We start from the raw sequence: 24,014 nt of genomic DNA on the forward strand, positions 1-24,014 counted from the left end.
GCTTGAATATTAACGAACGGAAAAAGGCGGCCATTTTCGCCCAGGCACGTGCCCGGGGGCAATCACGGATGGTCGATGAGGGACGTTTTTAGTGCGATTGAGCGACTAATCCCGTGTTGCGCCGACAAAACGGCAGAAATTGTCGCCTGCCATGCCGGGCCGGGCCCGCCCATCGAGCAATATCAAAACTTTTTGATATAGAACTTGCGAGGCCGCTGCACGCTGACTAGACTGCCGCCCATGAACCTTCACGCCCCCTCCATCGACCCCGAGCAAAGCGACGCGCTGGCTGCCCTGTGCAAGGCCGGCGGCGACCCGCTGCGGCTGAACGTGCTGCGCGCGCTGGCCAGCGATTCGTTCGGGGTGCTGGAGCTGGCGCAGATCTTCGCCATCGGCCAGTCGGGCATGAGCCACCATCTCAAGGTACTGGCCCAGGCCGACCTGGTGGCCACCCGGCGCGAAGGCAACGCGATCTTCTATCGCCGCGCACTGCCCGACAGCCAGCGCCTGGGCGGCAAGCTGCACGGGGCGCTGCTGGAGGAGGTCGACGCGCTGGAACTGCCGGCCGAGGTGCAGGCGCGCATCGGCCAGGTGCAGGTGCGCCGGGCCGCCACCAGCCAGGACTTCTTCCTGCGTGTGGAAGAGAAGTTCCGCGCCCAGCAGGACCTGATCGCCGGCCTGGCGCAGTACCGCGAAAGCCTGCTGGCGCTGCTCGACAAGCTCAGCTTCGACCCGCTGGCCAGCGCCCTGGAGGTCGGCCCCGGCGATGGCGAGTTTCTGCCCGAACTGGCGCGGCGCTTCACCCACGTCACCGCCCTGGACAACAGCCCGACCATGCTCGAGCTGGCGCGCCAGGTGTGCCAGCGCGAGCGCCTGGCTAACGTAACCCTGCTGTTGGCCGATGCCCTGCATGCAACGGATGTACAGGCCGACTGCGTGGTGCTGAACATGGTGCTGCACCATTTCAGCGAGCCTGCCCAGGCCCTCGGGCACCTGGCCAAGCGTGTCAGACCAGGCGGAAGCCTGTTGGTAACAGAACTGTGCAGCCACGACCAGAGCTGGGCGCGCCAGGCGTGCGGCGATCTCTGGCTGGGCTTTGAACAGGATGATTTGGCCCGTTGGGCCAGCGCCGCGGGGCTGGTTCCCGAGGACAGCCTCTATGTGGGCTTACGTAATGGTTTCCAGATTCAGGTTCGCCACTTTCAGCGACCACCTGGCGACACTCACCATCGGTAAATTTTAGGAACCCGTCGAGATGAGCGAATACTCCCTTTTCACCTCCGAGTCCGTGTCTGAAGGGCATCCGGATAAAATCGCCGACCAGATTTCGGATGCGGTGCTCGACGCCATCATCGCCGAAGACAAGTTCGCCCGCGTGGCGTGCGAGACCCTGGTGAAAACCGGTGTGGCCATCATCGCCGGCGAAGTGACCACTTCGGCCTGGGTCGACCTCGAAGACATCGTGCGCAACGTGATCGTCGACATCGGCTACAACAGCTCCGACGTCGGTTTCGATGGCGCCACCTGCGCGGTGATGAACATCATCGGCAAGCAGTCGGTAGACATCGCCCAGGGCGTTGACCGCAGCAAGCCTGAAGACCAGGGCGCGGGCGACCAGGGCCTGATGTTCGGCTACGCCAGCAACGAAACCCCGGAGCTGATGCCAGCCCCGATCAGCTTCTCGCACCAGCTGGTGCAGCGTCAGGCCGAAGCGCGCAAGTCCGGCCTGTTGCCGTGGCTGCGCCCGGACGCCAAGTCCCAGGTCACCTGCCGCTACGAAGGCGGCAAGGTGGTTGGCATCGACGCCATCGTGCTGTCCACCCAGCACAACCCGGACGTGTCCTACGCCGACCTGCGCGAAGGCGTGATGGAGCTGATCGTCAAGCACGTGCTGCCGGCCGAGCTGCTGCACAAGGACACCCAGTTCCACATCAACCCCACCGGCAACTTCATCATCGGTGGCCCGGTGGGCGACTGCGGCCTGACCGGCCGCAAGATCATCGTCGACACCTACGGCGGCATGGCCCGTCACGGGGGGGGCGCTTTCTCCGGCAAGGACCCGTCCAAGGTTGACCGTTCGGCCGCCTATGCCGGTCGCTACGTGGCCAAGAACATCGTTGCCGCTGGCCTGGCCGAGCGCTGCGAAATCCAGGTGTCGTACGCCATCGGCGTGGCCCAGCCGACCTCGATCTCGCTGAACACCTTCGGCACCGGCAAGGTTGCCGACGAGAAGATCATCCAGATCGTGCGCGAGTGTTTCGACCTGCGTCCGTATGCGATCACCACCATGCTCGACCTGCTGCACCCGATGTACCAGGAAACCGCAGCCTACGGTCACTTCGGCCGCACCCCGCAGGTCAAGACCGTGGGCGACGACACCTTCACCACGTTCACCTGGGAACGCACCGACCGTGTCGACGCGCTGCGCGCGGCCGCCGGGCTGTAAGCAACACCCGGTACAAGCAACACCCGGTAAACAAGAGCCCCTGCCAGGCGACTGGCAGGGGCTTTTTCTTGCCTAGGCTTGAAGTTCCACCCGCCGAGCAAGGACGCTCGCCATGCCCTTCAAGCTGTTGTCCGGCCTGCTGTTCGCCAGCACGCTCGTCTGTACCCCAGCCACCGCCCTCGCCCGGCCCTGCCCCGACTGGCCACCGGCAGTGGCGCAAAGCGAACTCAAGCAGCTGGGCGAGCGCCTGGCCGACTGGGACGATCATTACCATCGCCTGGGCGTCGCGTTGATCAGCGACGAGCTCTACGACCAGAGCCGGGCGCGCCTGCAACACTTGCAAGCCTGCTTCCCCGGCACCGGTGCGCCCCCCGCAGACCCGCTCGGAACCGCCACCGGCCCGTTGCGCCACCCCATCCCCCACACCGGCCTGAACAAGTTGCCCGACGAAGCCGCCGTGCGCGCCTGGATGCACGGCAAGCAGGACCTCTGGGTACAACCCAAGGTGGATGGCGTGGCCGCCACGCTGGTCTATGCAAAGGGCCGGCTGGTGCGCCTGATCAGCCGCGGCGACGGCGCCTACGGGCATGACTGGAGCCGCCACCTGCCGGCACTGGGCGCCCTACCCCACACGTTGCCCGAACCTCTGGACCTGATACTGCAAGGCGAGCTGTTCTGGCGCCTGGACGGGCATGTGCAGGCCGCAGCGGGCAGCCGGAATGCCCGCGGCAACGTCGCCGGGCTGATGGCGCGCAAGCAGCTCACCCCCGCGCAGGGCGCGGTGGTCGAGCTGTTCGCCTGGGCCTGGCCGCAGGGCCCCCTGGACCAGCGCGAGCGCCTGGCACGCCTGAGCGCCCTGGGCTTTGCCTACAGCGAGGCGTTCAGCCAGCCGGTGCAGACCTTCGACCAGGCCGCCCACTGGCGCCAGCACTGGTACCGCACGCCACTGCCATTCGCCAGCGACGGCGTGGTGCTGCGCCAGGGCCGGCGTCCGCCCGGCGAGCGCTGGCAGGCCCGGGCGCCGTACTGGATAGCGGCATGGAAATACCCCTTCGCCCAGGTGCTGGCAGAGGTGCGACGCGTGCAGTTCAACGTGGGGCGCACCGGTCGCATCACCCCGGTGCTGCAACTGGCACCGGTGCAGTTGGATGACCGCACGGTGCGCCAGGTCAGCGTGGGCTCGCTAAGTCGCTGGCAGCAACTGGACATTCGCCCGGGCGATCAGGTGGCGATCAGCCTGGCAGGCCTGACCATTCCCCGTCTGGACGGCGTGGTGCACCGCGCCCTCGAACGGCGCGAGATGGAGGTACCGGCGGCCGATACGTTTCATCCGTTGAGCTGCTGGGAGCTGAGCGCCGGGTGTCGTCCGCAGTTCCTGGCCAGGTTGCAATGGCTGGGCGGCAAGCAGGGCCTGGCACTCCCAGGTGCCGGGCCGGCCAGCTGGGAGCGCCTGGTCGACGCCGGCCAGTTGCGCACACTGGCCGATGTGCTGGAACTGCCCGCCGAACATCCGTTGTACCCCGCCCTCGAACAGGCCCGTCAGCGACCCTTTGCCACCTGGGCGCGGGCCCTGGGTATGCCGGCCCCGCGTACGTTGGCAGCGGGGGACACCTGGGCCGCACTGGCTGCCCGCGATGCGGCGCAATGGCAGGCCGAGCCCGGCGTGGGTGCCCACCGTGCCGGCCAGTTGCTGGCCTTTTTCGCTCACCCGCAGGTGCAGGCCCTGGCGGCGCGGTTACGTGAACATACAATCGAGGGTTTCTAAATTTGTCGGATCAGGGCAGCATCATGTGTTTCTGCCAAGCCCGCGACCACGGAGCCACTATGAAACTGCTTTCCCCGCTTGCCCTGTTCGCCGCCTGCTCGTTGCTCGCCACTTCGCTGATGGCTGCCGAGGAACAACCCGGCCTGACCGGCTGCGCTGCCAAGAAGCAGGCGATCAGCGAACAGATCGAACAGGCCCGCGCCCACGGCAACAGCGCCCAGCAGGCCGGCCTCGAGAAGGCCCTGAGCGAAGTGACCGAGCACTGCACCGATGCCGGCCTGAAGAAACAGCGTGAACAGAAGGTGCTGGATGCCCGTCATGAAGTGACGCAGCGCACCAAGGACCTGGACAAGGCCATGAAGAAAGGCGACGCCGACAAGATCAACAAGCGCAAGGACAAACTGGCCGAGTCGAAGAAGGAACTGCAACAGGCACTGGATGAGCTGGAGAAGTAGTCCGCGTTGAACCCTTCGCCGGCAAGGCCGGCTCCTACGTACAGCGCGCCACCTGTAGGAGCCGGCCCTGCGGCGAAAAGGCCGGCCAGCTCACCCCATCAATGATTGCGAAACTCGGTATGACAGGCCTTGCACGCCGCTTCCACCTTGCCCATCGGGGCCGCGACCGCCGCAGGCTCCAATGGCTGGGTACGGGTCTGGGCGACCAGCTCGCCGGTCACCTGCTCCATCTGCCGCGCCAGCTCCTGGAAGCGCGCCTGCTTTTGCCACACATCGGGCGTGGCGCTGCTGTCCTCCTCGCGCACCTGCGGGAAATGCTGCCACGGCTGGTGCGACAACGCGTCGAGCTTCACCGCACCATCGGCAAATTTCTGCCCGTCGAACGCGAGCCGGCCACGCAGCATGCCGCCGAGGTCTTCGCTGGTCTTGAGCATCTGCTTGAAAATCGCCTTGCGCTGGCCCAACGGCGAGTTGGGGTCGACACCGCCACAGGCGCTCAGGGCCAGGCAGGCCACCAGGATCACAGTCATTCGCTTGAACATCATGCTTGGCTCGGCACACGGAAAAAGGCGGCCAGTATCCCCGCCTTGCCGGCAAACACCAATACCCCTACCAAAAACAAGGGTTGCCTGGCCGCCCTGAACGCCAGGCACACCGTAGAGGACTACCCCGCATGAAAACCGCCCTGAGCCGCCTTGGCCTGACCGCCGCGCTGCTGGCCCTGCTGGTCGGCTGCAACGGCAGCGCCCCGGATAAATCCGCACCGCACCCGCTCGCCACCTACAGCCCCGCCACCTGGAAAGACCTGCCCAAGGTCTCCGACAGCGACCTGCTGGCCGGCTTCAATGCCTGGCGCAGCGCGTGCGAGCGCCTCAAGAACGATCCGGTCTGGGCCACCCCCTGCGCTGCTGCGGTGCAGGTGCCCGACGACGCCACCCAGGTGCGTGGCTTTTTGCAGACGCAGCTCGAGGTGTACGGCCTGCGCTCGGCCGAAAACAACGCCAACGGCCTGATCACCGGCTACTACGAACCGGTGTACCCCGGCAGCATGACCCGTACCGCCACGGCCAACGTGCCGGTGTATGGCATCCCCGATGACCTGGTGGTGGTGGCGCTCGACAGCATCTACCCCGAACTCAAGGGCAAGCGCCTGCGCGGTCGCCTGGACGGGCGCGTGCTCAAGCCCTACGACACCGCCGGGGTGATCCAGCAGCAAGGCGTCAAGGCGCCGGTGCTGGCCTGGCTGACCGACCCGATGGACCTGCAGTTTCTGCAGATCCAGGGCTCCGGGCGCATCCAGCTCGAAAGTGGGCAGCAGCTGCGCGTGGGCTATGCCGACCAGAACGGCCACCCGTATCGCCCGGTGGGCCGCTGGCTGGTCGAGCAGGGCCAGCTCAAGAAGGAAGACGTGACCATGGGCAGCATCCACGCCTGGGCCCAGGCCAACCCGAGCCGCGTGCCCGAGCTGCTGGCCAGCAACCCCAGCTACGTGTTCTTCAGCACTCGCCCGGACAGCAACGAAGGCCCGCGCGGTTCGCTGAACGTGCCGCTGACCGCCGGCTACAGCGTGGCCATCGACCGCAAGGTGATCCCGCTGGGCAGCCTGCTGTGGCTGTCGACCACCCGCCCGGACGGCGCGCCGGTGGTACGCCCGGTGGCCGCGCAGGACACCGGCGGGGCCATCACCGGCGAAGTGCGCGCCGATCTGTTCTGGGGTACCGGCAGCGAGGCCGGCGCTCTGGCCGGGGACATGAAGCAGCAGGGTCAGATCTGGCTGCTGTGGCCCAAGGGCGCGGCACTGCCGGTGGTGCCGCAGGTGGAAGGCAAGTAGCTCAGGCCGAGACCACGAAGAAGCTGACGATCAGGCCGATGCCCGCGAACCACACCACCGAGCGCAGCGCGGCCCAGTCGGCCAGGTAGCAGATGATGTAGAGCAGGCGGCTGGTGATGTAGAGCACCGCCAGCACGTCCTGGGTGACCTGCTCGGCATTGCCGACGATGTCGGCGATCACCACCGCCGCGACGAACGCCGGAATCGACTCGAAACTGTTGAGCTGCGCCGCATGGGCGCGGCGCGGCAGGCCTTCGAGCTTGTCCAGAAAACCGCGCGGGTCATGGTTCTGTCGCAGGCTGAAGCGACCACTGCCGAACTTGGCGATGCTGGTGCACACGAACGGCAGCAGCAACGCGATCAATACACACCAGAAAGCGACGGTCATGGCAGGGGTCCTTGTTGTTGGGGTCAGAGTTTCATGATCAGCATGCCGATCAGTACCAGTGCACAAGCTAAGAGCCTCGGCCCGCCGAAAGGTTCTTTGAGGTAGCGCATGCCCATCAGCACCACCAGGATCACGCTCACCTCGCGCAGCGCCGCAGCCTCGGCCACCGAGCCCAGTTGCATGGCCCACAGTACCAGCGCGTAGCTGGACAGCACGCACAACCCCACGGCCAGGCCCAGCTTCCACTGGCTGCGCCAGAACTGCACAAACGGCGCGCGCCGGGCCACCGTCGCCAGCAACGGGAACGGCCAGGCGCTGATCAGCGTCAGCCACACCAGGTAGTCCAGCGGCTGCGACCACAGCCGGATCGCGCTGCCGTCGAGCCAGGTGTAGCAGCCGATGCACAGGCCGATCAGCGCCACCACCGGCAGCATCGACCAGGGCAGACGTTCGCCGCCACCGCCCTGCCACAGCAGGCAGACCATGCCGCACGGGATCAGCAGAATGCCGAAGATCTGCTGGGTGCTCAGCGTCTCGCCGGCAAAGGTCAGGGTCAGCGCCAGCACCACCAGCGGCGACAACCCGCGCATCAGGGGGTAGACCAGGCCCAGGTCGCCGACCCGGTAGGCCTTGATCAGCAGGTAGCGGTACAACAGCTCGAACGCCGCCGAGGCCAGCATCCACGGCCAGATCTCGGGCGGCGGTACCTGCACGAACGCCACCATCGCCAGGGCGAACAGCAGCGCCACCACGTCCATGCTGGCAATCACCAGCAGACGCTCGCCGCTGAACTTGATCAGGGTGTTCCAGGTGGCATGCAGCAGGGCGGCGATCAGCACCAGCGAAGTGGCGAGCACGGTTGAGTTCCTGGGTAGTGCACGGCTGCGCAGTTTCAACCAGGCGCAACAAAACAGCCAGCCTGCGGTCAACGTTGATCGAAAAAGTGTGTCCTGAACCTCGCGCCGGCGCATCCAAGCCCTGCCCGAGCCATTCGGGCACTGACTTGGAAGCCATTACAGGACCTAGGATGCTTGAGCTAGTTGCCGCGTTTATTTGCCTCACCACCCTCCTCACCTATGTGAACTACCGCTTTATCGGCCTGCCGCCGACCATTGGCGTGATGGTCACTGCACTGCTGTTTTCCCTGATCCTCCAGGGCCTGAGCGTCATCGGCTACCCGGGCCTGGAAGAACGGGTGCAGGGCCTGATGAGCCAGATCGACTTCAACGACCTGCTGATGCACTGGATGCTGGCGTTCCTGCTGTTCGCCGGGGCGCTGCACGTGAACCTGGCCGACCTGCGCGACTACCGCTGGCCGATCGGCCTGCTGGCCACCGTCGGCGTGCTGATCGCCACCGTGGTGATCGGCTACCTGGCGCACTGGATCTTCGCCCTGTTCGGCTGGCACGTGAACCTGCTGTACTGCCTGCTGTTCGGCGCACTGATCTCGCCCACCGACCCGATCGCGGTGCTCGGCGCCCTGCGTACCGCCAATGCGTCCAAGCCGCTGAAGACCACCATCGTCGGCGAGTCGCTGTTCAACGACGGCACCGCGGTCGTGGTGTTCACCGTGCTGCTGGGCATCGCACAACTGGGCGAGACCCCGAGCGTGAGCGACACCGCGATCCTGTTCGCCCGCGAGGCCATCGGCGGCGCGCTGTTCGGCGCGGTGATCGGCTACGTCACCTACCGCATGATCAAGAGCATCGAGCAGTACCAGGTGGAGGTCATGCTGACCCTGGCGCTGGTGATCGGCGGCTCGGCCGCAGCCTACGAACTGCACGTCTCGGCGCCCATCGCGATGGTGGTAGCGGGCCTGATCATCGGCAACCTGGGTCGCAACCTGGCTATGAACGACATGACCCGGCGCTACATGGACGGCTTCTGGGAACTGATCGACGACATGCTCAACGCGCTGCTGTTCGCGCTGATCGGCCTGGAGCTGTTGCTGCTGCCGTTCTCGTGGATGCACCTGGCTGCGGCCGGGGTGCTGGCAGTGGCGATCCTGCTGTCGCGCCTGCTGACCGTGGCGCCGGCGATCGTCATGCTGCGCCGCTGGAGAACGGTGCCGCGCGGCACCATCCGCGTGCTCACCTGGGGCGGCCTGCGCGGCGGTGTGTCCGTGGCCCTGGCGCTGTCGCTGCCATCGGGTCCCGAACGTGACCTGCTGCTGAGCATCACCTACATCGTGGTGCTGTCGTCGATCCTGCTGCAGGGCCTGAGCATCGGTCGCGTGGTGCGCGGGGTTACCGAGCAGCCTTGACCGGCGAGGGGCTGCCCAGCAGCCCCAGCAGATGCCGCATCGCCACTGGCCGGCGCGGCGTCGAGCCGTGCAGCACCACCAGTGCCCGCGCATGGCGCGGGTCATCGCCCAGCGGCCAGGCACAGATGCCCTCATGGGGCATGCCGGCCCATTGCGGCACCAACGATACCCCCATGCCCTGGGCCACCAGCATCACGATGGTTTCCAGCGCATCCAGCTCGCACAGCAACTGTGGCGTGATCAGTTGCTCATCCAGGTAGCGCTGGGCGATCTGCCCGCCCCACGACTGTGCGTCATAGCGAATGAACGGGTGCTCGCGCAGCAGCGTATCGGGGGTCAGCGCGGCCTGTGCAGCCGGCGCTATCAGAATCAGCGGCTCGACCTTGAGCACCTGCAGCGCCAGTGCCTTGGGCAGCGTGAAGGGCGGGCGCACCAGAATCGCGGCATCCAGTTCGCCGCCGAGCACCTTCTCGTACAGGCTGCGCGAATCACCCGGGGTGATCTGCAGCTTGAGCCCCGGCGCCGATCGCGCCAGACGCTCGATAAGCCCCGGCAATACCCCGGTCAACGCCGTCGACACCGCGCCCACCCTGACGTCCCCCGTCAATCCGTCCTGGCTCAGGTCGTGCTGCAGTTCACGCGCCTGCTCGATGATCGCCTGGATCCTGGGCAACAGCAGCAGGCACTGGTCCGAGGGGCGGATGGCATGCGCAGTACGCAGCAGCAAGGTGCAGCCCAGTGTGCGTTCCAGCGCCTGCACGCGCTGGCTGATCGCCGCTGCCGTGCGGTTCTCGCGACGCGCGGCCGCAGCAATCGAGCCGGTTTCCACCACTGCCACCAGGCTTTTCAGAAAGCGCACATCCATAAGTTTTTCTTTCGCTCAGAGCAAGGCAAAGCCGTTTTACCCCGTCACACGGCCTACTTACCCTCAACGCTCAACCACACGGGGGATACGCCATGAACAGACCCTTTCACGCTGCATACCACGTTTGCGACCTGGAACAGGCGCGTATTTTTTATCGAGATGTTCTGGGCTGCACCGAAGGGCGCAGCACCGCGACCTGGGTCGACTTCGACTTCTTCGGCAACCAGCTCTCGTTGCACCTGGGCACGCCGTTCGCCACCACCCGTACCGGGCAGGTTGGCGCGCACAAGGTACTGATGCCGCATATCGGCGTGGTACTGCCACTGGACGAGTGGATGACCCTGGCCGTGCGCCTCACCCGGCGCGGCCTGGCATTCGAGATCCCGCCGGTGGTGCGCTTTGTGGGCGAGCCGGGCGAACAACGCACGATGTTCTTCCTCGACCCCAGCGGCAATCCGATCGAGGTCAAGGGCTTCAAGGATTTCGCCGGCCTGTTCGCGCAGTAACGCACCCTCCGCACTCCCCACAACCACAACAACAAGGGGCACCCCATGGGCATTCGCACACCTTCCAGCCTGGTCACGCGCATCATGATCGGCCTGGTCGCCGGCGTGATCGTCGGCATCCTTCTCAACCAGTTCCCCGAGCACAAGGCCTGGTTCATCGACAATCTGCTGCAGCCGGCCGGCGACCTGTTCATCAAGCTGATGAAGATGATCGTGGTACCGCTGGTGTTCGCCTGCATGACCGTCGGCATCGCCGGCGCCGGCAGCACGCGCGCCCTGGGCCGGGTCGGGATGAAGACGTTCGTGTACTTCTTCACCATCACCAGCATCGCGATCCTGTTCGGGCTGGTGGTCGGCAACGTGTTCCAGCCCGGCGCCGGCGCGGACTTCAGCAGCACGCTGCAGGCACCGGTCACCACGCTGGCATCCAGCACCGAGACGCAGAACCTGGGGCGCACCCTGGTGGCCATCGTGCCGGACAACATCGTGCTGGCCATGGCCGAGGGCAAGCTGCTGTCGGTGCTGTTCTTCGCCATCCTGTTCGGCTGCGCCCTGTCGATGCTGCCCCAGCAGCAGAAGGCACCGTTGATCAGCGTGATGCAGGGCGTATCGGACACCATGTTCAAGGTCACCCACCTGGTGATGCACTACTCACCCATCGGCATCTTCGGGCTGATCGGCGTCACCGTTGCCAGCTTCGGCCTGAGCGCACTGCTGCCACTGGCCAAGCTGATCGGCATTACCTACGTGGCGGTGCTGCTGTTTGCGCTGTGCGTGCTGGGGGCGGTGGCCAGGCTGGCGGGGGTGCGGTTCTTCCACCTGTTGCGCGAGATACGCAGCGAGTTGCTGCTGGCCTACAGCAGCGCCGCCTCGGCCACGGTGATGCCGCAACTGATCGAGAAGATGGAGCGCTACGGCGCGCCACGCCCGATCACCAGCATGGTCATTCCGTTGGGGTATTCATTCAACCTCGATGGCGCGTCGCTGTTCGCAGCGCTTGGCACGCTGTTCATCGCCCAGGCCTATGGCATCGACCTGGGCCTGGCTGACCAGGCGATGCTGGTGCTGATCATGGTGCTGACCTCCAAGGGTGCGGCGGGGGTGCCGGGCTTCATGTTCATCATCCTCACCGCCACGCTGACCGCGGCAGGGCTGCCGGTCGAGGGCGTGGCGATCATCGCCGGGGTGTATCGGCTGATGGACATGCCGGTCACTGCACTCAACGTGCTGGGTAACGCGCTGGCGCCACTGGTGATCGCACGCTGGGAGGGCCAGCTCAAGGCACCTGGCCAAACCGCCCCCGCCAGCCCCGCTGCCCCTGACTTGAAGCTTAAAGCTTGAACTGTGCAGCTACCGCCGTCATTCCACCGAGGTATCGAACTGATCCTTGATGAACTTGATCTCGGTACGCCCATGGGGTGCCGGCAAGCCGTCCTCACCCAGGTTGACGAAGACCATCTTGTCGACGGTGAGGATGCTCTTGCGGGTGATCTTGTTGCGCACTTCGCATTTGAGGGTGATGGAGGTGCGGCCGAATTCGGTGGCGGTGATGCCCAGCTCGATGATGTCGCCCTGGCGCGAGGCGCTGACGAAGTTGATCTCCGAGATGTACTTGGTCACCACACGCTGGTTGCCCAGTTGCACGATCGCGTAGATCGCCGCCTCTTCGTCGATCCAGCGCAACAGGCTGCCACCGAACAGGGTGCCGTTGGGGTTGAGGTCTTCGGGTTTTACCCATTTGCGGGTGTGAAAGTTCATGCGTACTCCTGACCGTCTTGCCAATCGATGCCGACAATGATGGCAGAGCCTGCCGGCGGCCTCCATTGAACATCGACTATCGTCTCGATTAATTGACAGAAAGCCTTGGGCCGATGCGCGGGCGCAGCTATAATCGCCAACGCTTCACAGACGGTCATCACCACTCGATGCCGTTCCCGCCACCTGTCCGAGGGGCGCTGCAGCAGGTTCTCCTGTCAGGCTCGGATGGGGCGTTGCCTGCACGGGGTTCCCCGCACGGGCACTAAACGCACAACGGCGCCCATTCGCACACTACGAATGGAGGCTCTTGATGAGCGCTGTAAACACGCCTGCAGATTTTACCGACTACAAAGTCGCCGACATGTCCCTGGCTGCCTGGGGCCGCCGCGAAACCATCATCGCCGAGTCCGAAATGCCGGCCCTGATGGGTCTGCGCCGCAAGTACGCCGCTGAACAGCCGCTCAAGGGTGCAAAAATCCTCGGCTGCATCCACATGACCATCCAGACCGCCGTGCTGATCGAAACGCTCGTCGCGCTGGGCGCCGAAGTGCGCTGGTCGTCGTGCAACATCTTCTCCACCCAGGATCAGGCCGCTGCCTCCATTGCCGCCGCCGGCATTCCGGTATTCGCCTGGAAGGGCGAGACCGAGCAGGAATACGAGTGGTGCCTGGAGCAGACCATCCTCAAGGATGGCGCGCCATGGGATGCCAACATGATCCTCGACGACGGCGGCGACCTCACCGAGCTGCTGCACAAGAAGTACCCGCAGGTCCTGGACCGCGTTCACGGCGTGACCGAAGAGACCACCACCGGTGTGCACCGTCTGCTCGACATGCTGGCCAAGGGCGAGCTGAAGATCCCGGCGATCAACGTCAACGACTCGGTCACCAAGAGCAAGAACGACAACAAGTACGGCTGCCGTCACAGCCTCAACGACGCCATCAAGCGCGGCACCGACCACCTGCTGTCGGGCAAGCAGGCGCTGGTGATCGGCTACGGTGACGTGGGCAAGGGTTCGGCCCAGTCGCTGCGTCAGGAAGGCATGATCGTCAAGGTCTCGGAAGTCGACCCGATCTGCGCCATGCAAGCCTGCATGGACGGCTTCGAGCTGGTTTCGCCGTTCATCGACGGTATCAACAACGGCACCGAAGCCAGCGTCGACAAGGCCCTGCTGGGCAAGATCGACCTAATCGTGACCACCACCGGTAACGTCAACGTGTGCGATGCCAACATGCTCAAGGCCCTGAAAAAGCGCGCCGTGGTATGCAACATCGGTCACTTCGACAACGAAATCGACACCGCCTTCATGCGCAAGAACTGGGCATGGGAAGAGGTCAAGCCACAGGTTCACAAGATCCACCGTACCGGCCCTGGCGATTTCGACGCGCAGAACGACGACTACCTGATCCTGCTGGCCGAAGGCCGCCTGGTGAACCTGGGCAACGCCACCGGCCACCCGAGCCGCATCATGGACGGTTCGTTCGCCAACCAGGTACTGGCACAGATCTTCCTGTTCGGCCAGAAGTACGCCGACCTGTCGCCTGCCCAGAAAGCCGAGCGCCTGACCGTTGAAGTACTGCCGAAAAAACTCGACGAAGAAGTGGCCCTGGAAATGGTCCGCGGTTTCGGCGGCGTGGTAACCCAACTGACCAAACAGCAGGCCGACTACATCGGCGTGACTGTTGAAGGCCCGTTCAAACCAGACGCCTACCGCTACTGATGGGCCAAAGCCGGTGACGCTGCCACAGCGTCACCGGCTTTTTTCGTGGCCAGCCTCACGGCTGGCCAGCACGATCGGTTTACCAGGATTTCGCCATGTCTCAGGAACGCCGTTACAGCTTCGAGTTCTTCCCGACCAAGACCGACGCTGGACATGAAAAACTGCTCGCCACGGCTCGCACCCTGGCCAGCTACAACCCGGACTTCTTCTCCTGCACCTATGGTGCCGGTGGCTCGACCCGCGACCGCACGCTCAACACCGTGCTGCAGCTGGAAAGCGAAGTGAAGGTACCGGCCGCGCCGCACCTGTCGTGCGTGGGCGACAGCAAGGACGACCTGCGCAGCCTGCTGGCCCAGTACAAGGCCGCCGGCATCAAGCGTATCGTGGCCCTGCGCGGCGACCTGCCGTCGGGCATGGGCATGGCCAGTGGCGAGCTGCGCTACGCCAACGAGCTGGTCGAATTCATTCGCCAGGAAAGCGGTGATCACTTTCACATCGAAGTGGCCGCCTACCCGGAAATGCACCCCCAGGCCCGTCACTTCGAAGACGACCTGATCAATTTCGTGCGCAAGGTCAAGGCCGGCGCCGACAGCGCCATCACCCAGTACTTCTTCAACGCCGACTGCTACTTCCATTTCGTCGAGCGCGTGCAGAAGCTGGGCGTGGACATCCCGGTGGTACCCGGCATTATGCCGATCACCAACTACAGCAAGCTGGCGCGCTTCTCCGACGCGTGCGGCGCCGAGATCCCTCGCTGGGTCCGCAAGCAGCTGGAAGCCTATGGCGACGATGTGCAAAGCATCCAGGCCTTCGGCGAACAGGTCATCACCGAAATGTGCGAAAAACTGCTGCAAGGCGGCGCACCGGGGCTGCACTTCTATACCCTGAACCAGGCCGAACCCAGCCTGGCAGTGTGGAACAACCTCAAGTTGCCACGCTGATTACTGTCAAAGACGGTAATAAATAGTTGCGAAAACGGTAAGGGCTTTAGCGTACGCTAAGGCCCTTTCCATTTTCCTTTCCAGATACGGATCATCGCGTTTCTATGCCCCTCGCTTCCCCTTCCGCACGTCCCCAACTGATCTATCTTGTCTTCGGTGCCCAGACTTACCATCAGGAAGCGCAGTTCAGCATCTCCAGCGCCTTGGCCAACCTGCACAAGACGCCGGGGGAACCCCTCGATATCCAGGTGTTCAGCGATGACCCGCACCCCTATCGCCACTTGCCGGTAACGGTGCATGCACTCGATGCCGACACCCGCAAGGCGTGGAGCGAGCCGCACGGTTATCACTTTCGCACCAAGCACATGCTGCTGCGCCAGGTGCTGCAGGACCACGAACACGCCCTGCTGATCGACACCGACACGTTTTTCCATCAGTCACCCATCGAACTGTTCCGGCGCATGCAGCCCGGCACACTGCTGTGCAATGCGGTCGGCGGCAAATACGGCGTAGATCAGCAGTGCGCACTGTACCGAAACCTTGCAGGCCCACTGCAGGCACGCGGCCTGGCCAAAGACGGCATGCCATTGCTCAATTCGGGCGTCATCGGCCTGTACCGGCAGGACGCGGGCCTGCTCGACCAGTCCATCGCCTTGATGGACGAGTTCTATCCGCTGGCCCCGCGCGCCTATACCCTCGAAGAGTTCTGCCTGGCGGTCGCCGCCCATGACACCTTGAACGTGCAGGAATGCCCCGACCTGATCCACCACTACTGGAGCCGCAAGCAACTGTTCCGAGCCAAGATCCAGGCCTGGCTGAACAAGCACGGTAGCGACCCCCTCTCGACACAGGCCGTGGCCGATATCGCCCAGGTCACCGCACAGCTGCCACGCCCGCCGGTGCTGCAACGCCTGCACTGCAAGCTGCTGGGGCTGTTGCTGCCGGCAAGGCAACGTCAGTTCATGCGTGAGCTGGCCTACGGCTGTCATCCCTATGCCAACGAGTTCGATCGCGCCTGCGCCCAGGCCTGGTGGGAAAAAGCCCTGGAGAACGTCGAGAGGCGCCAGGGCAAGCCCGCCTGCGCCAACCAGCTCGGGCAGTGGTTCAGGCATCCAGGCATGCGCCTGGCCCTGGGTCGTCAGCTGCCGATCGTGAAAGCTCACCTGGAGCAGCGCCGCGAGGCCTGAAGCCTGGGCGCGCTGGCCATTCTCGAGCAGCCATCGTACTCTCCAGCCATGCCCGATCTTTACCGACTGTTCGCCGCCCTGTTTCTCGCCTGCCTGAGTACCCTGGCTCATGGCGAGAGGCTGCGCATCGTCACCGACCCCTGGCCGCCCTATGTGTACCAGGAAAACGGAGAGGCCAAGGGCATCGACTACGAGGTCACCGCCGAGGTGTTCAAGCGCCTGGGCATCGAGGTGCAATGGCAGTTCCTGCCATGGAAGCGCTGCCTGGCGATGGTCGAACAGGGGCTGGCCGATGGCGTGCTCGACATCTTCCAGACCGAGCAGCGCGACGCCCAGCTGTTCTACCCCAGCGAACCGCTGTCGCACGTGGAGTTCGTGCTGTTCCAGGCCAACGCCCGGCCCCACGCCATCAGGCACCTGGAAGACCTCAAGGGGCTGACCGTGGGCACCGCGCCCGGCTATACCTACGGCCCGGCGTTTGCCGATTCACCCGACTTCAAGCGCGAGCCGGCACCTACCCTGGAAGCCAACCTGGGCAAGCTGCAACTGGGGCGCATCGACCTGCTGGTCACTGATCGCCGGGTTGGCCGGCATGTGATCAAGAGCCTGGGCCTGGAGCAGCAGGTCAGCGAACTGGGGCTGGTGATCGACCGCCAGCCCCAGTTCCTGGCAGTACGCCGCAATGCCGGCATGGACCTGCTGGCGCAACGCTTCGCCGCGGAGCTACGCCGCTTCAAGCAGGAGCCGGCCTATGCCGAGCTGAACGCACGCTACGCAGGCGCCGAGGTGAACATTCCGCAAACCGTTGAGCAGCAGGAACGCAGCACGCACTGATTGCTCTGTTATACTCCGCCAACCCCGCCAGGCTTACGCCCGGACGCTCGGCCTTGCAAAAGGCATCCCGATCGGCAGGACAGCGCGCCCAGAGCCCGCCCGCCGCCCCCCGGATGCGCATTGAAGGCCCAGCAGGACCGGACGCGATAGCATCACCTGATGCCCGTCGCGCCAGGCACGAACTTCCCATAGGGCTTAGCCCCCACTAGAACAGGATTACTCATGTCCTTTGCTTCCCTCGGTCTCTCCGAGGCTCTAGTCCGCGCTATCGAGGCAGCGGGCTATACCCAGCCTACGCCGGTGCAACAGCGGGCCATTCCCGCCGTGTTGCAAGGTCGCGACCTGATGGTCGCGGCGCAGACAGGTACTGGTAAAACCGGTGGCTTTGCACTGCCGATTCTCGAACGCCTGTTTCCAGGTGGCCACCCCGACAAGTCCCAGCGCCATGGCCCACGCCAGCCGCGGGTACTGGTGCTGACCCCCACCCGCGAACTCGCCGCCCAGGTCCACGACAGCTTCAAGATCTACGCCCGCGACCTCAAGTTCGTCAGCGCCTGCATCTTCGGCGGTGTCGGCATGAACCCGCAGGTGCAGGCCATGTCCCGCGGCGTCGACGTGCTGGTGGCCTGCCCCGGCCGTCTGCTGGACCTCGCCGGCCAGGGCAGCGTCGACCTGAGCCACGTTGAGATCCTGGTGCTCGACGAAGCCGACCGCATGCTCGACATGGGCTTCATCCATGACGTGAAGAAGGTCCTCGCACGCTTGCCTGCCAAGCGCCAGAACCTGCTGTTCTCGGCGACCTTCTCCAAAGACATCACCAACCTGGCCGACAAGCTGCTGCACAACCCCGAGCGCATCGAGGTCACGCCGCCCAACACCACGGTCGAGCGTATCGAGCAGCGTGTGTACCGTCTGCCCGCCAGCCACAAGCGTGCCCTGCTGGCCCACCTGATCACCCAGGGTGCCTGGGAGCAGGTGCTGGTCTTCACACGTACCAAGCACGGCGCCAACCGCCTTGCCGAGTACCTCGAGAAGCACGGCCTGACTGCCGCGGCGATTCACGGCAACAAGAGCCAGAACGCGCGCACCAAGGCCCTGGCCGACTTCAAGGCCGGCACCGTGCGCATCATGGTCGCCACCGACATCGCCGCCCGCGGCCTGGACATCGACCAGTTGCCCCACGTGGTCAACTTCGAGCTGCCCAACGTCGAGGAAGACTACGTGCACCGTATCGGCCGTACCGGCCGTGCGGGCCGTTCCGGCGAGGCCATCTCGCTGGTGGCGCCGGACGAAGAGAAGCTGCTCAAGAGCATCGAGCGCGTCACCCGCCAGAAAATCCAGGACGGCGACCTGATGGGCTTCGATGCCTCGACGGTCGAAGCCGAAAAACCCGAAGCCCGTGAACGTCCGCAGATGAACCCGCGCGGTGGCCGTGGCCAGCGTGCCGACGGCAGCAATGCCGGCGGGCGCAAGGACAAGGGCAAGGACAAAGGCCAGGAAAAGGATAAGCCCGCAGGCGACAGAGCCACTGAGAAGGCCGCCGGCGGGCGCCAAGAGCGCAAGCCCCGTGACAACAGCAAAACCCGCCAGGCACCCTCGGGTCAGGCAGCAGTAGTTCCGAAAATCCCGGCCGACCGTGACCCTGAAGCCTTCCTGGACGACGAAGTGGACAACTTCGGCAACCGTGCCGACTACGTCAGCCCGTACCAGAACAAGGGCGGCCAGGGCCGCAACCGTCGCCCGGGCGCACCGGCAGCCGCCGGTACCGGCACCGGCGCACCCCGCGGTGGCCAGCCACGCAGCAACACCGGTGGTGGTGCACGTAGCGGTGGCGCCGGCAGCAATGGCGAGAAGCGCGGTGGTGCACGCAGCGGTGGCGGTGGTCGCGATGGCCAGGCGCGCCGCGACGGCAGCAACAACCGCAACCGCCGCCCGGCCCGTGACGATCAGTCGTCGCAGGAACCGGCAGTGCGCAACCCGCGTGACGGCCAGTCGCAGCCCAAGATCGTGCACAAGGAATCCAAGATCGACCGGTTCCCGACCGCCGAACAGCTCGAGCAGCTGCCAAGCCGCCCACGTGGCGAGAAGCCTGCGCTGCTGACGCGCAACCGCTGATCCCGCCACTGCGCACACAAGAACGCCGCCCCTAGGGGCGGCGTTCTTGTTTACAGGCCAGGCAATTACTTCTGCTTGACGCCTTCCAGCGAGATGTCCAGCTGGGCGGTCTGTGCCACGTCGCCAGGCAGCTTGATGCCGAAGTCGTTCAGGTCCAGGGTGGTGGTGGCGTTGAAACCGGCGCGCTCGCCGCCCCATGGGTCCTTGCCTTCACCGTTGAAGGTGGCCTTGAAGGTCACTGGCTTGGTCACGCCGTGGAAGGTCAGGTCGCCGGTAACGTCGGCAGTCTTGTCGCCAGTGGGCTTGACGGCGGTGGAGACGAACTTGGCGTCGGCGAATTTCGAAACGTCCAGGAAGTCCTTGCTGGCGATGTGCTTGTCACGCTCGGCGTGGTTGGACCACAGGCTGGCTGTCTTCACGTCTACCGAGATCTTGCTGTCCTGCGGCTTGGCGGAATCCCAGCTGAAGGTACCGTCCCAGTCCTTGAAGGTGCCGTGGATGAAGCTGTAGCCCAGGTGGCTGACTTTCCAGTCGATGAAGGCGTGCTGGCCTTCCTTGTCGATCTTGTAGTCGGCAGCCATGGCCTGGCCAGCGGTGAACAGGGCGGTACCGAGCGCCAGAGCGGCAAAAGTCTTTTTCAACATTACTTCTATTCCTTTGGAGTTGAGGTTGAACATCAAGCTTTGCGGCCCAGCATGCGGGTGAGGGTCGCGTCACGGTCGATAAAGTGGTGCTTGAGGGCGGCCAGGCCATGCAGGCCGGCGAAGATCACCAACCCCCAGGCCAGGTAGAAGTGGATTTCCCCGGCGACATCCGCCTGGTTGGGCAGGTCGCTGACCAGTGCCGGCACCTCGAACAGGCCGAACACCGGGATGCCCACGCCGTCGGCGGTGGAGATCAGGTAACCGGTGATCATCACCCCGAACAGGCCCACGTACAGCAGGCCGTGGCCGGCCTTGGCGGCGAAGCGGGTAAGCGGGCCGTGGTTGGCCGGGGCCGGTGGTGGCGGGCTGATGAAGCGCCACAGCACGCGACCGAGCATGATCGCCAGCAGGGTCAGGCCGATACTCTTGTGCAGGTCGGGTGCCGTTTTGCGCCACGCACTGTAGTAGTCCAGGCCGACCATCCACAGCCCCAGGCCGAACAGGCCGAAGACCGCCAGGGCCACGCCCCAGTGCAGGACGATACTGACCACGCCATAGCGAGAAGGAGAATTGCGCAGTTGCATTGCCGTGTTTCCCTGTAAGAACTGTGCCCAAGACTAACCGGTTATCTATCGAATTAAAGCGGAAAATTTCGCTTTGAACGATCGAGAAACATGATCTTTAGTGTGAGACGAACAGGTTAAGGAAACATTAACTCGGCAGGAAGGAATTGAGGTGGCCCCTTCGCCGGCAAGGCCGGCTCCTACGGGCTTGTGCTGCACCTGTAGGAGCCGGCCTTGCCGGCGAAGGGTTCAACGCATCACTGCGCCTTGGCCTGGGTCGCTGTGGCTGGCTTCTTCGCCACCGGCTTGGCCGCAGGCTTTTTGACCGGCTGGGCCTTGGCCGCAGGCTTCTTGGCTGGCGCGGCTTTCGCCGGGGCCTTCTTGGCAGCAGGCGCCGCCTTTGCCGGCGCCTGCCTGGCTACCGGCGCAGCCGCAGCGGGCGTTGGCGCCGGCGCAGGTGCAGCGGCTGGGGCTGGGGCTGGGGCTGGCGCAGGAGCTGGCGCCGCATCAACCGGCTTGGCCGGCGCTTTGTCTACCGGCTTGTCACCGCCACCGAACAACCTCGAGAAGAAGCCAGGCTTGCTGTCCTTGGCCGCCACCGCTGCCGCTGCGGCCCCGGCCGCCACCGGCGCCAGCTTGGCCGGGTCGAACGACTTGCCATTGGACATGTCCACCACCTGGCCCGCCGCGCGCTGGCCGCTGCGCAGAGCGCCTTCCAGGGTGCCGGGGTACAGCGCATCGGTGTGTTCGCCGGCAAACGCCACGCGCTGCACCGGACGCTCCCACAGGCGCCAGAACTTGCTGATCTGCCCCGGCCCGTAGGCCAGGTACGCACCGCCCGTGCCGGCATCGGTGCTGTAGCGACGCACTTCATAGCCGGTGAACGCGCCACGCGCCTGCGGGTAGAACGCATGCAGGCGAATCAGCACCTGGTCGACCATCTGCTTGTCGCCGAACGCCTGCAGCAGGCGCGCGTTGTCACCGGACAGGTTGATCACCACGTTGGCGCCACCCTTGAGCGCCGGTTCGATCCACAGCATGCCCAGGCCGGTGTTGCTGTAGATTTCGCCCGACATGCGCGCACGGCTTTCCCAGACCGGGGTCTTGAACTTGAGCAGCAGCTGGTCGCGCCAGCCGTAGTTGGTGCCCTTGAGCGCCGCCAGGTGCTGGTTGTCCAGGCCCGGGGTCATCTGGATCTTGGCCAGGGCGCGCAACGGTACCGCCAGCACCACGTAGTCGGCGCTGTAGCCCACCGCGCCGACCTTGACCGTGACGCCGTCCTTGTCCTGGATGATCGCGCTGACCGGTGCGCTGGTCTTGATGGTCTTCAGTTGCTTGACGAAAGCCTGCGCCAGCACCGGGCTGCCGCCGGGCAGACGGGCGGCGCGCAGGTCGCGATCGCTCACATCGCGGTACACGCGGGTCTGCTGCGCGAAATACAGCAACGACAGGCGCGAAGGCTCGTCATAGCGGGTACGGATCTGCTGGTTGACCAGCTGGCGCGCGGTCGGTGGCAGTTGCAGCTTGTCCAGCCAGCCGGAAACGTTGAGCTGGTCGAGGGCGAACAGGGTGCTGTTGGCCGCCGGGTTTTCAGGGTCGCTGATCGAGCGCGCCAGGTCGTCGAGGGTCTTCTCGTAGCGCTTGAGTGCCTCGGCGGTGGCCGGCTGCTTGGTGGCCAGGTCTGCGGCGCTGAAGTACTCGCCATCGATCAGGTAGCTCGGTACGCGCACGAACTCCGGCGCCGGCAGGGTGGCCAGCTTGAAGGTGTCGAGGTAGCGGTTGAGGGTCGGCTGGGCCTTGCTGTTGCCGATCCACTCGCTGGTGGCCAGGCCCGAACGCCCGCCCATGCCCGGCTTGGCTTCCAGCAGGGTCACCTGCCAGCCCTTGTTTTGCAGTTCGTAGGCGGCGGTGAGGCCTGCCAGGCCGCCACCGACCACGATGGCCGTCGGCTGCTTGGCAGCCGCGAGGGCGCCCGCGCTGAACAGCCCTATCATTACCAGCGCGCAGGCGCGCAGCCAACCAGCAGACATTCGGCGAACTCCGGATCAAAGGCGGAAAATGCGGGGTGAACCCCCCGGGAAAAACGTCGGTGAAGGATACGTCAGGCCGCCCGGGCCTGCCACTAATGCCCGCACCGTTTGCGCCTTATGGGTTGTCCTGCCCCGGCGCTTTGCATAGGCTTGCGCGGTTACCCGAACCCGCGTCGCCAGGAGAGAGCCCATGGGCCTGAATCAACAGTGGATGGAACGTGACCTCAAGGTCCTGTGGCATCCCTGCACCCAGATGAAAGACCACGAGCACCTGCCGCTGATCCCGATCAAGCGTGGCGAAGGCGTATGGCTCGAAGACTTCGAAGGCAAGCGCTACCTCGACGCGGTGAGTTCCTGGTGGGTCAACGTGTTCGGCCACGCCAACCCGAAGATCAACCAGCGCATCAAGGACCAGGTCGACCAGCTCGAACACGTGATCCTCGCAGGCTTCAGCCACCAGCCGGTGATCGAGCTGTCCGAGCGCCTGGTCAAGCTCACCCCCGAGGGCCTGAACCGCTGCTTCTACGCCGACAATGGCTCCTCGTGCATCGAAGTGGCGCTGAAGATGAGCTTCCATTACTGGCTCAACAAGGGCCAGCCGGACAAGAAGCGCTTCGTCACCCTGAGCAACAGCTACCACGGCGAGACCATCGCGGCGATGTCGGTGGGCGACGTGCCGCTGTTCACCGAGACCTACAAGGCACTGCTGCTCGACACCCTCAAGGTGCCCAGCCCCGACTGCTACCTGCGCCCCGAGGGCGTGAGCTGGGAAGACCATTCGCGCACGATGTTCGCCGCCATGGAACAGACCCTGGCCGAGCACCACCAGAGCATCGCCGCCGTGATCGTCGAACCGCTGATCCAGGGCGCCGGCGGCATGCGCATGTACCACCCGGTGTACCTCAGGCTGCTGCGCGAGGCGTGCGACCGCTACGGCGTGCACCTTATCCACGACGAGATCGCCGTAGGCTTCGGGCGCACCGGCACGATGTTCGCCTGCGAGCAGGCCGGCATCCGCCCCGACTTCCTGTGCCTGTCCAAGGCCCTCACCGGCGGCTACCTGCCGCTGGCCGCGTGCCTGACCACCGACGAGGTGTACAGCGCGTTCTACGACGATTACCCGACCCTGCGCGCGTTCCTGCACTCGCACAGCTATACCGGCAACCCGCTGGCCTGTGCCGCGGCACTGGCGACCCTGGACATCTTCGAGCAGGACAACGTGATCGAGGCCAACAAGGCCCTGGCCACACGCATGGCCGCGGCCACCGCGCACCTGGTCGACCACCCGCATGTGGCCGAAGTGCGCCAGACCGGCATGGCCCTGGCCATCGAGATGGTGCAGGACAAGGCCAGCAAGACCGCCTACCCGTGGCAGGAGCGGCGTGGCCTGAAGGTGTTCGAGCATGCCCTGACCCGTGGTGCGCTGCTGCGCCCGCTGGGCAGCGTGGTGTACTTCCTGCCGCCGTACGTGATCACCCCCGAACAGATCGACTTCCTGGCCGAGGTGGCCAGCGAGGGCATCGATATCGCCACGCGCAGCAGCGTGAGCGTGGCGGTGCCGACCGATTTCCATCCTGATTTCCGCGATCCGGGCTAAACAGCATCGCGGGTCCCAGCTCCCACAGGGATCACCTGTAACCCTGCAGGAGCAGGCTTGACCCGCGATGGCGCCCGAACTGCCTCCATCTTATTCAGAGCAGAAC

Annotated in this window: 22 protein-coding genes and 1 riboswitch; of the genes, 14 read left to right on the plus strand and 8 right to left on the minus strand. The window is 65.1% G+C overall.

The features are described 5' to 3' along the window. Positions 1-240: 240 nt before the first annotated feature. The 4 genes from V9K84_RS19850 (at position 241) to V9K84_RS19865 (ending at position 4,666) form a co-directional block, all read left to right on the plus strand. Positions 241-1,236, plus strand: coding sequence for a metalloregulator ArsR/SmtB family transcription factor (locus V9K84_RS19850; RefSeq protein WP_043863601.1), 996 nt, complete (start codon positions 241-243; stop codon positions 1,234-1,236). Positions 1,237-1,255: 19 nt separating this feature from the next. After that, entirely contained in the window at positions 1,256-2,446 is a 1,191-nt protein-coding gene (metK, locus tag V9K84_RS19855) for a methionine adenosyltransferase (RefSeq protein WP_043863602.1), read from the plus strand. Between the two features lie 112 nt (positions 2,447-2,558). Next, positions 2,559-4,211 (plus strand): NAD-dependent DNA ligase LigB, encoded by a 1,653-nt coding sequence (ligB, locus tag V9K84_RS19860; RefSeq protein ID WP_088514697.1) that lies wholly within the window; start codon positions 2,559-2,561, stop codon positions 4,209-4,211. 59 nt (positions 4,212-4,270) lie between these two features. Further along, positions 4,271-4,666 (plus strand): DUF1090 domain-containing protein, encoded by a 396-nt coding sequence (locus V9K84_RS19865; RefSeq protein ID WP_043863604.1) that lies wholly within the window; start codon positions 4,271-4,273, stop codon positions 4,664-4,666. 98 nt (positions 4,667-4,764) lie between these two features. Here the strand turns inward: V9K84_RS19865 and V9K84_RS19870 are convergent, their stop codons facing one another. Continuing rightward, positions 4,765-5,208 carry a cytochrome c gene (locus tag V9K84_RS19870; protein WP_173925103.1) on the minus strand — a complete coding sequence of 148 codons (444 nt, stop codon included), beginning with the start codon at positions 5,206-5,208 and terminating at the stop codon, positions 4,765-4,767. A 131-nt stretch (positions 5,209-5,339) separates the two neighbouring features. Between V9K84_RS19870 and V9K84_RS19875 the strand changes: the two genes are divergently transcribed. Next, positions 5,340-6,497, plus strand: coding sequence for an MltA domain-containing protein (locus tag V9K84_RS19875; protein WP_054915759.1), 1,158 nt, complete (start codon positions 5,340-5,342; stop codon positions 6,495-6,497). Position 6,498: 1 nt separating this feature from the next. Here the strand turns inward: V9K84_RS19875 and V9K84_RS19880 are convergent, their stop codons facing one another. Beyond that, entirely contained in the window at positions 6,499-6,885 is a 387-nt protein-coding gene (locus tag V9K84_RS19880) for an MAPEG family protein (protein ID WP_054915760.1), read from the minus strand. A gap of 23 nt (positions 6,886-6,908) precedes the next feature. After that, positions 6,909-7,742 carry a DMT family transporter gene (locus tag V9K84_RS19885; protein WP_088514696.1) on the minus strand — a complete coding sequence of 278 codons (834 nt, stop codon included), beginning with the start codon at positions 7,740-7,742 and terminating at the stop codon, positions 6,909-6,911. 170 nt (positions 7,743-7,912) lie between these two features. Here V9K84_RS19885 and V9K84_RS19890 point away from each other — a divergent pair, with 170 nt between their 5' ends. Next, positions 7,913-9,148, plus strand: coding sequence for a sodium:proton antiporter (locus V9K84_RS19890; protein ID WP_043863609.1), 1,236 nt, complete (start codon positions 7,913-7,915; stop codon positions 9,146-9,148). Here the strand turns inward: V9K84_RS19890 and V9K84_RS19895 are convergent. After that, positions 9,132-10,013 carry a LysR family transcriptional regulator gene (locus V9K84_RS19895; RefSeq protein WP_043863610.1) on the minus strand — a complete coding sequence of 294 codons (882 nt, stop codon included), beginning with the start codon at positions 10,011-10,013 and terminating at the stop codon, positions 9,132-9,134. The genes V9K84_RS19890 and V9K84_RS19895 overlap by 17 nt on opposite strands. A 92-nt stretch (positions 10,014-10,105) precedes the next feature. On the opposite strand from V9K84_RS19895, the gene V9K84_RS19900 reads away from it, so the two are divergent. Together V9K84_RS19900 and V9K84_RS19905 are read left to right on the plus strand one after the other, a co-directional pair. Next, a complete protein-coding gene (locus V9K84_RS19900; protein ID WP_088514695.1) occupies positions 10,106-10,519 on the plus strand; it encodes a VOC family protein in 414 nt (137 codons plus the stop codon). 45 nt (positions 10,520-10,564) lie between these two features. Next, complete coding sequence (locus V9K84_RS19905) at positions 10,565-11,860, plus strand: cation:dicarboxylase symporter family transporter (protein WP_256582819.1); 1,296 nt, start codon at positions 10,565-10,567, stop codon at positions 11,858-11,860. Positions 11,861-11,878: 18 nt separating this feature from the next. On the opposite strand, the gene V9K84_RS19910 is transcribed toward V9K84_RS19905, so the two are convergent. Further along, complete coding sequence (locus V9K84_RS19910; RefSeq protein ID WP_043863612.1) at positions 11,879-12,277, minus strand: hotdog domain-containing protein; 399 nt, start codon at positions 12,275-12,277, stop codon at positions 11,879-11,881. A 183-nt stretch (positions 12,278-12,460) separates the two neighbouring features. Continuing rightward, positions 12,461-12,566, plus strand: a riboswitch (S-adenosyl-L-homocysteine riboswitch). Between the two features lie 21 nt (positions 12,567-12,587). Between V9K84_RS19910 and ahcY the strand changes: the two genes are divergently transcribed. The 5 genes from ahcY (at position 12,588) to V9K84_RS19935 (ending at position 19,074) form a co-directional block, all read left to right on the plus strand. Continuing rightward, positions 12,588-13,997: an adenosylhomocysteinase gene (gene ahcY / locus V9K84_RS19915; protein ID WP_054915763.1), complete on the plus strand. Its 1,410-nt coding sequence runs from the start codon at positions 12,588-12,590 to the stop codon at positions 13,995-13,997. A 95-nt stretch (positions 13,998-14,092) separates the two neighbouring features. Beyond that, the gene (metF, locus tag V9K84_RS19920) at positions 14,093-14,938 is read left to right on the plus strand and encodes a methylenetetrahydrofolate reductase [NAD(P)H] (protein ID WP_088514694.1); all 846 of its coding nucleotides are present in this window, start codon (positions 14,093-14,095) and stop codon (positions 14,936-14,938) included. Positions 14,939-15,042: 104 nt separating this feature from the next. After that, positions 15,043-16,125 (plus strand): hypothetical protein, encoded by a 1,083-nt coding sequence (locus V9K84_RS19925; protein ID WP_088514693.1) that lies wholly within the window; start codon positions 15,043-15,045, stop codon positions 16,123-16,125. A gap of 48 nt (positions 16,126-16,173) precedes the next feature. After that, positions 16,174-16,959, plus strand: coding sequence for a transporter substrate-binding domain-containing protein (locus V9K84_RS19930; protein WP_088514692.1), 786 nt, complete (start codon positions 16,174-16,176; stop codon positions 16,957-16,959). Between the two features lie 222 nt (positions 16,960-17,181). Next, the gene (locus V9K84_RS19935) at positions 17,182-19,074 is read left to right on the plus strand and encodes a DEAD/DEAH box helicase (RefSeq protein ID WP_043863616.1); all 1,893 of its coding nucleotides are present in this window, start codon (positions 17,182-17,184) and stop codon (positions 19,072-19,074) included. Between the two features lie 65 nt (positions 19,075-19,139). Here V9K84_RS19935 and V9K84_RS19940 read toward each other — a convergent pair whose 3' ends face one another. From V9K84_RS19940 to V9K84_RS19950, 3 genes are all read right to left on the minus strand, one after another. Further along, a complete protein-coding gene (locus tag V9K84_RS19940) occupies positions 19,140-19,718 on the minus strand; it encodes a YceI family protein (RefSeq protein ID WP_088514691.1) in 579 nt (192 codons plus the stop codon). Positions 19,719-19,750: 32 nt separating this feature from the next. Then, positions 19,751-20,302 carry a cytochrome b gene (locus V9K84_RS19945; protein WP_043863618.1) on the minus strand — a complete coding sequence of 184 codons (552 nt, stop codon included), beginning with the start codon at positions 20,300-20,302 and terminating at the stop codon, positions 19,751-19,753. Between the two features lie 236 nt (positions 20,303-20,538). Beyond that, a complete protein-coding gene (locus V9K84_RS19950; RefSeq protein ID WP_088514690.1) occupies positions 20,539-22,311 on the minus strand; it encodes a flavin monoamine oxidase family protein in 1,773 nt (590 codons plus the stop codon). Between the two features lie 190 nt (positions 22,312-22,501). Between V9K84_RS19950 and V9K84_RS19955 the strand changes: the two genes are divergently transcribed. Further along, positions 22,502-23,908: an adenosylmethionine--8-amino-7-oxononanoate transaminase gene (locus V9K84_RS19955; protein WP_088514689.1), complete on the plus strand. Its 1,407-nt coding sequence runs from the start codon at positions 22,502-22,504 to the stop codon at positions 23,906-23,908. Positions 23,909-24,014 lie beyond the last annotated feature (106 nt).

The sequence above is a fragment of the Pseudomonas sp. AE27 genome, assembly GCF_037113495.1.
GTDB lineage: Bacteria > Pseudomonadota > Gammaproteobacteria > Pseudomonadales > Pseudomonadaceae > Aquipseudomonas > Aquipseudomonas palmensis.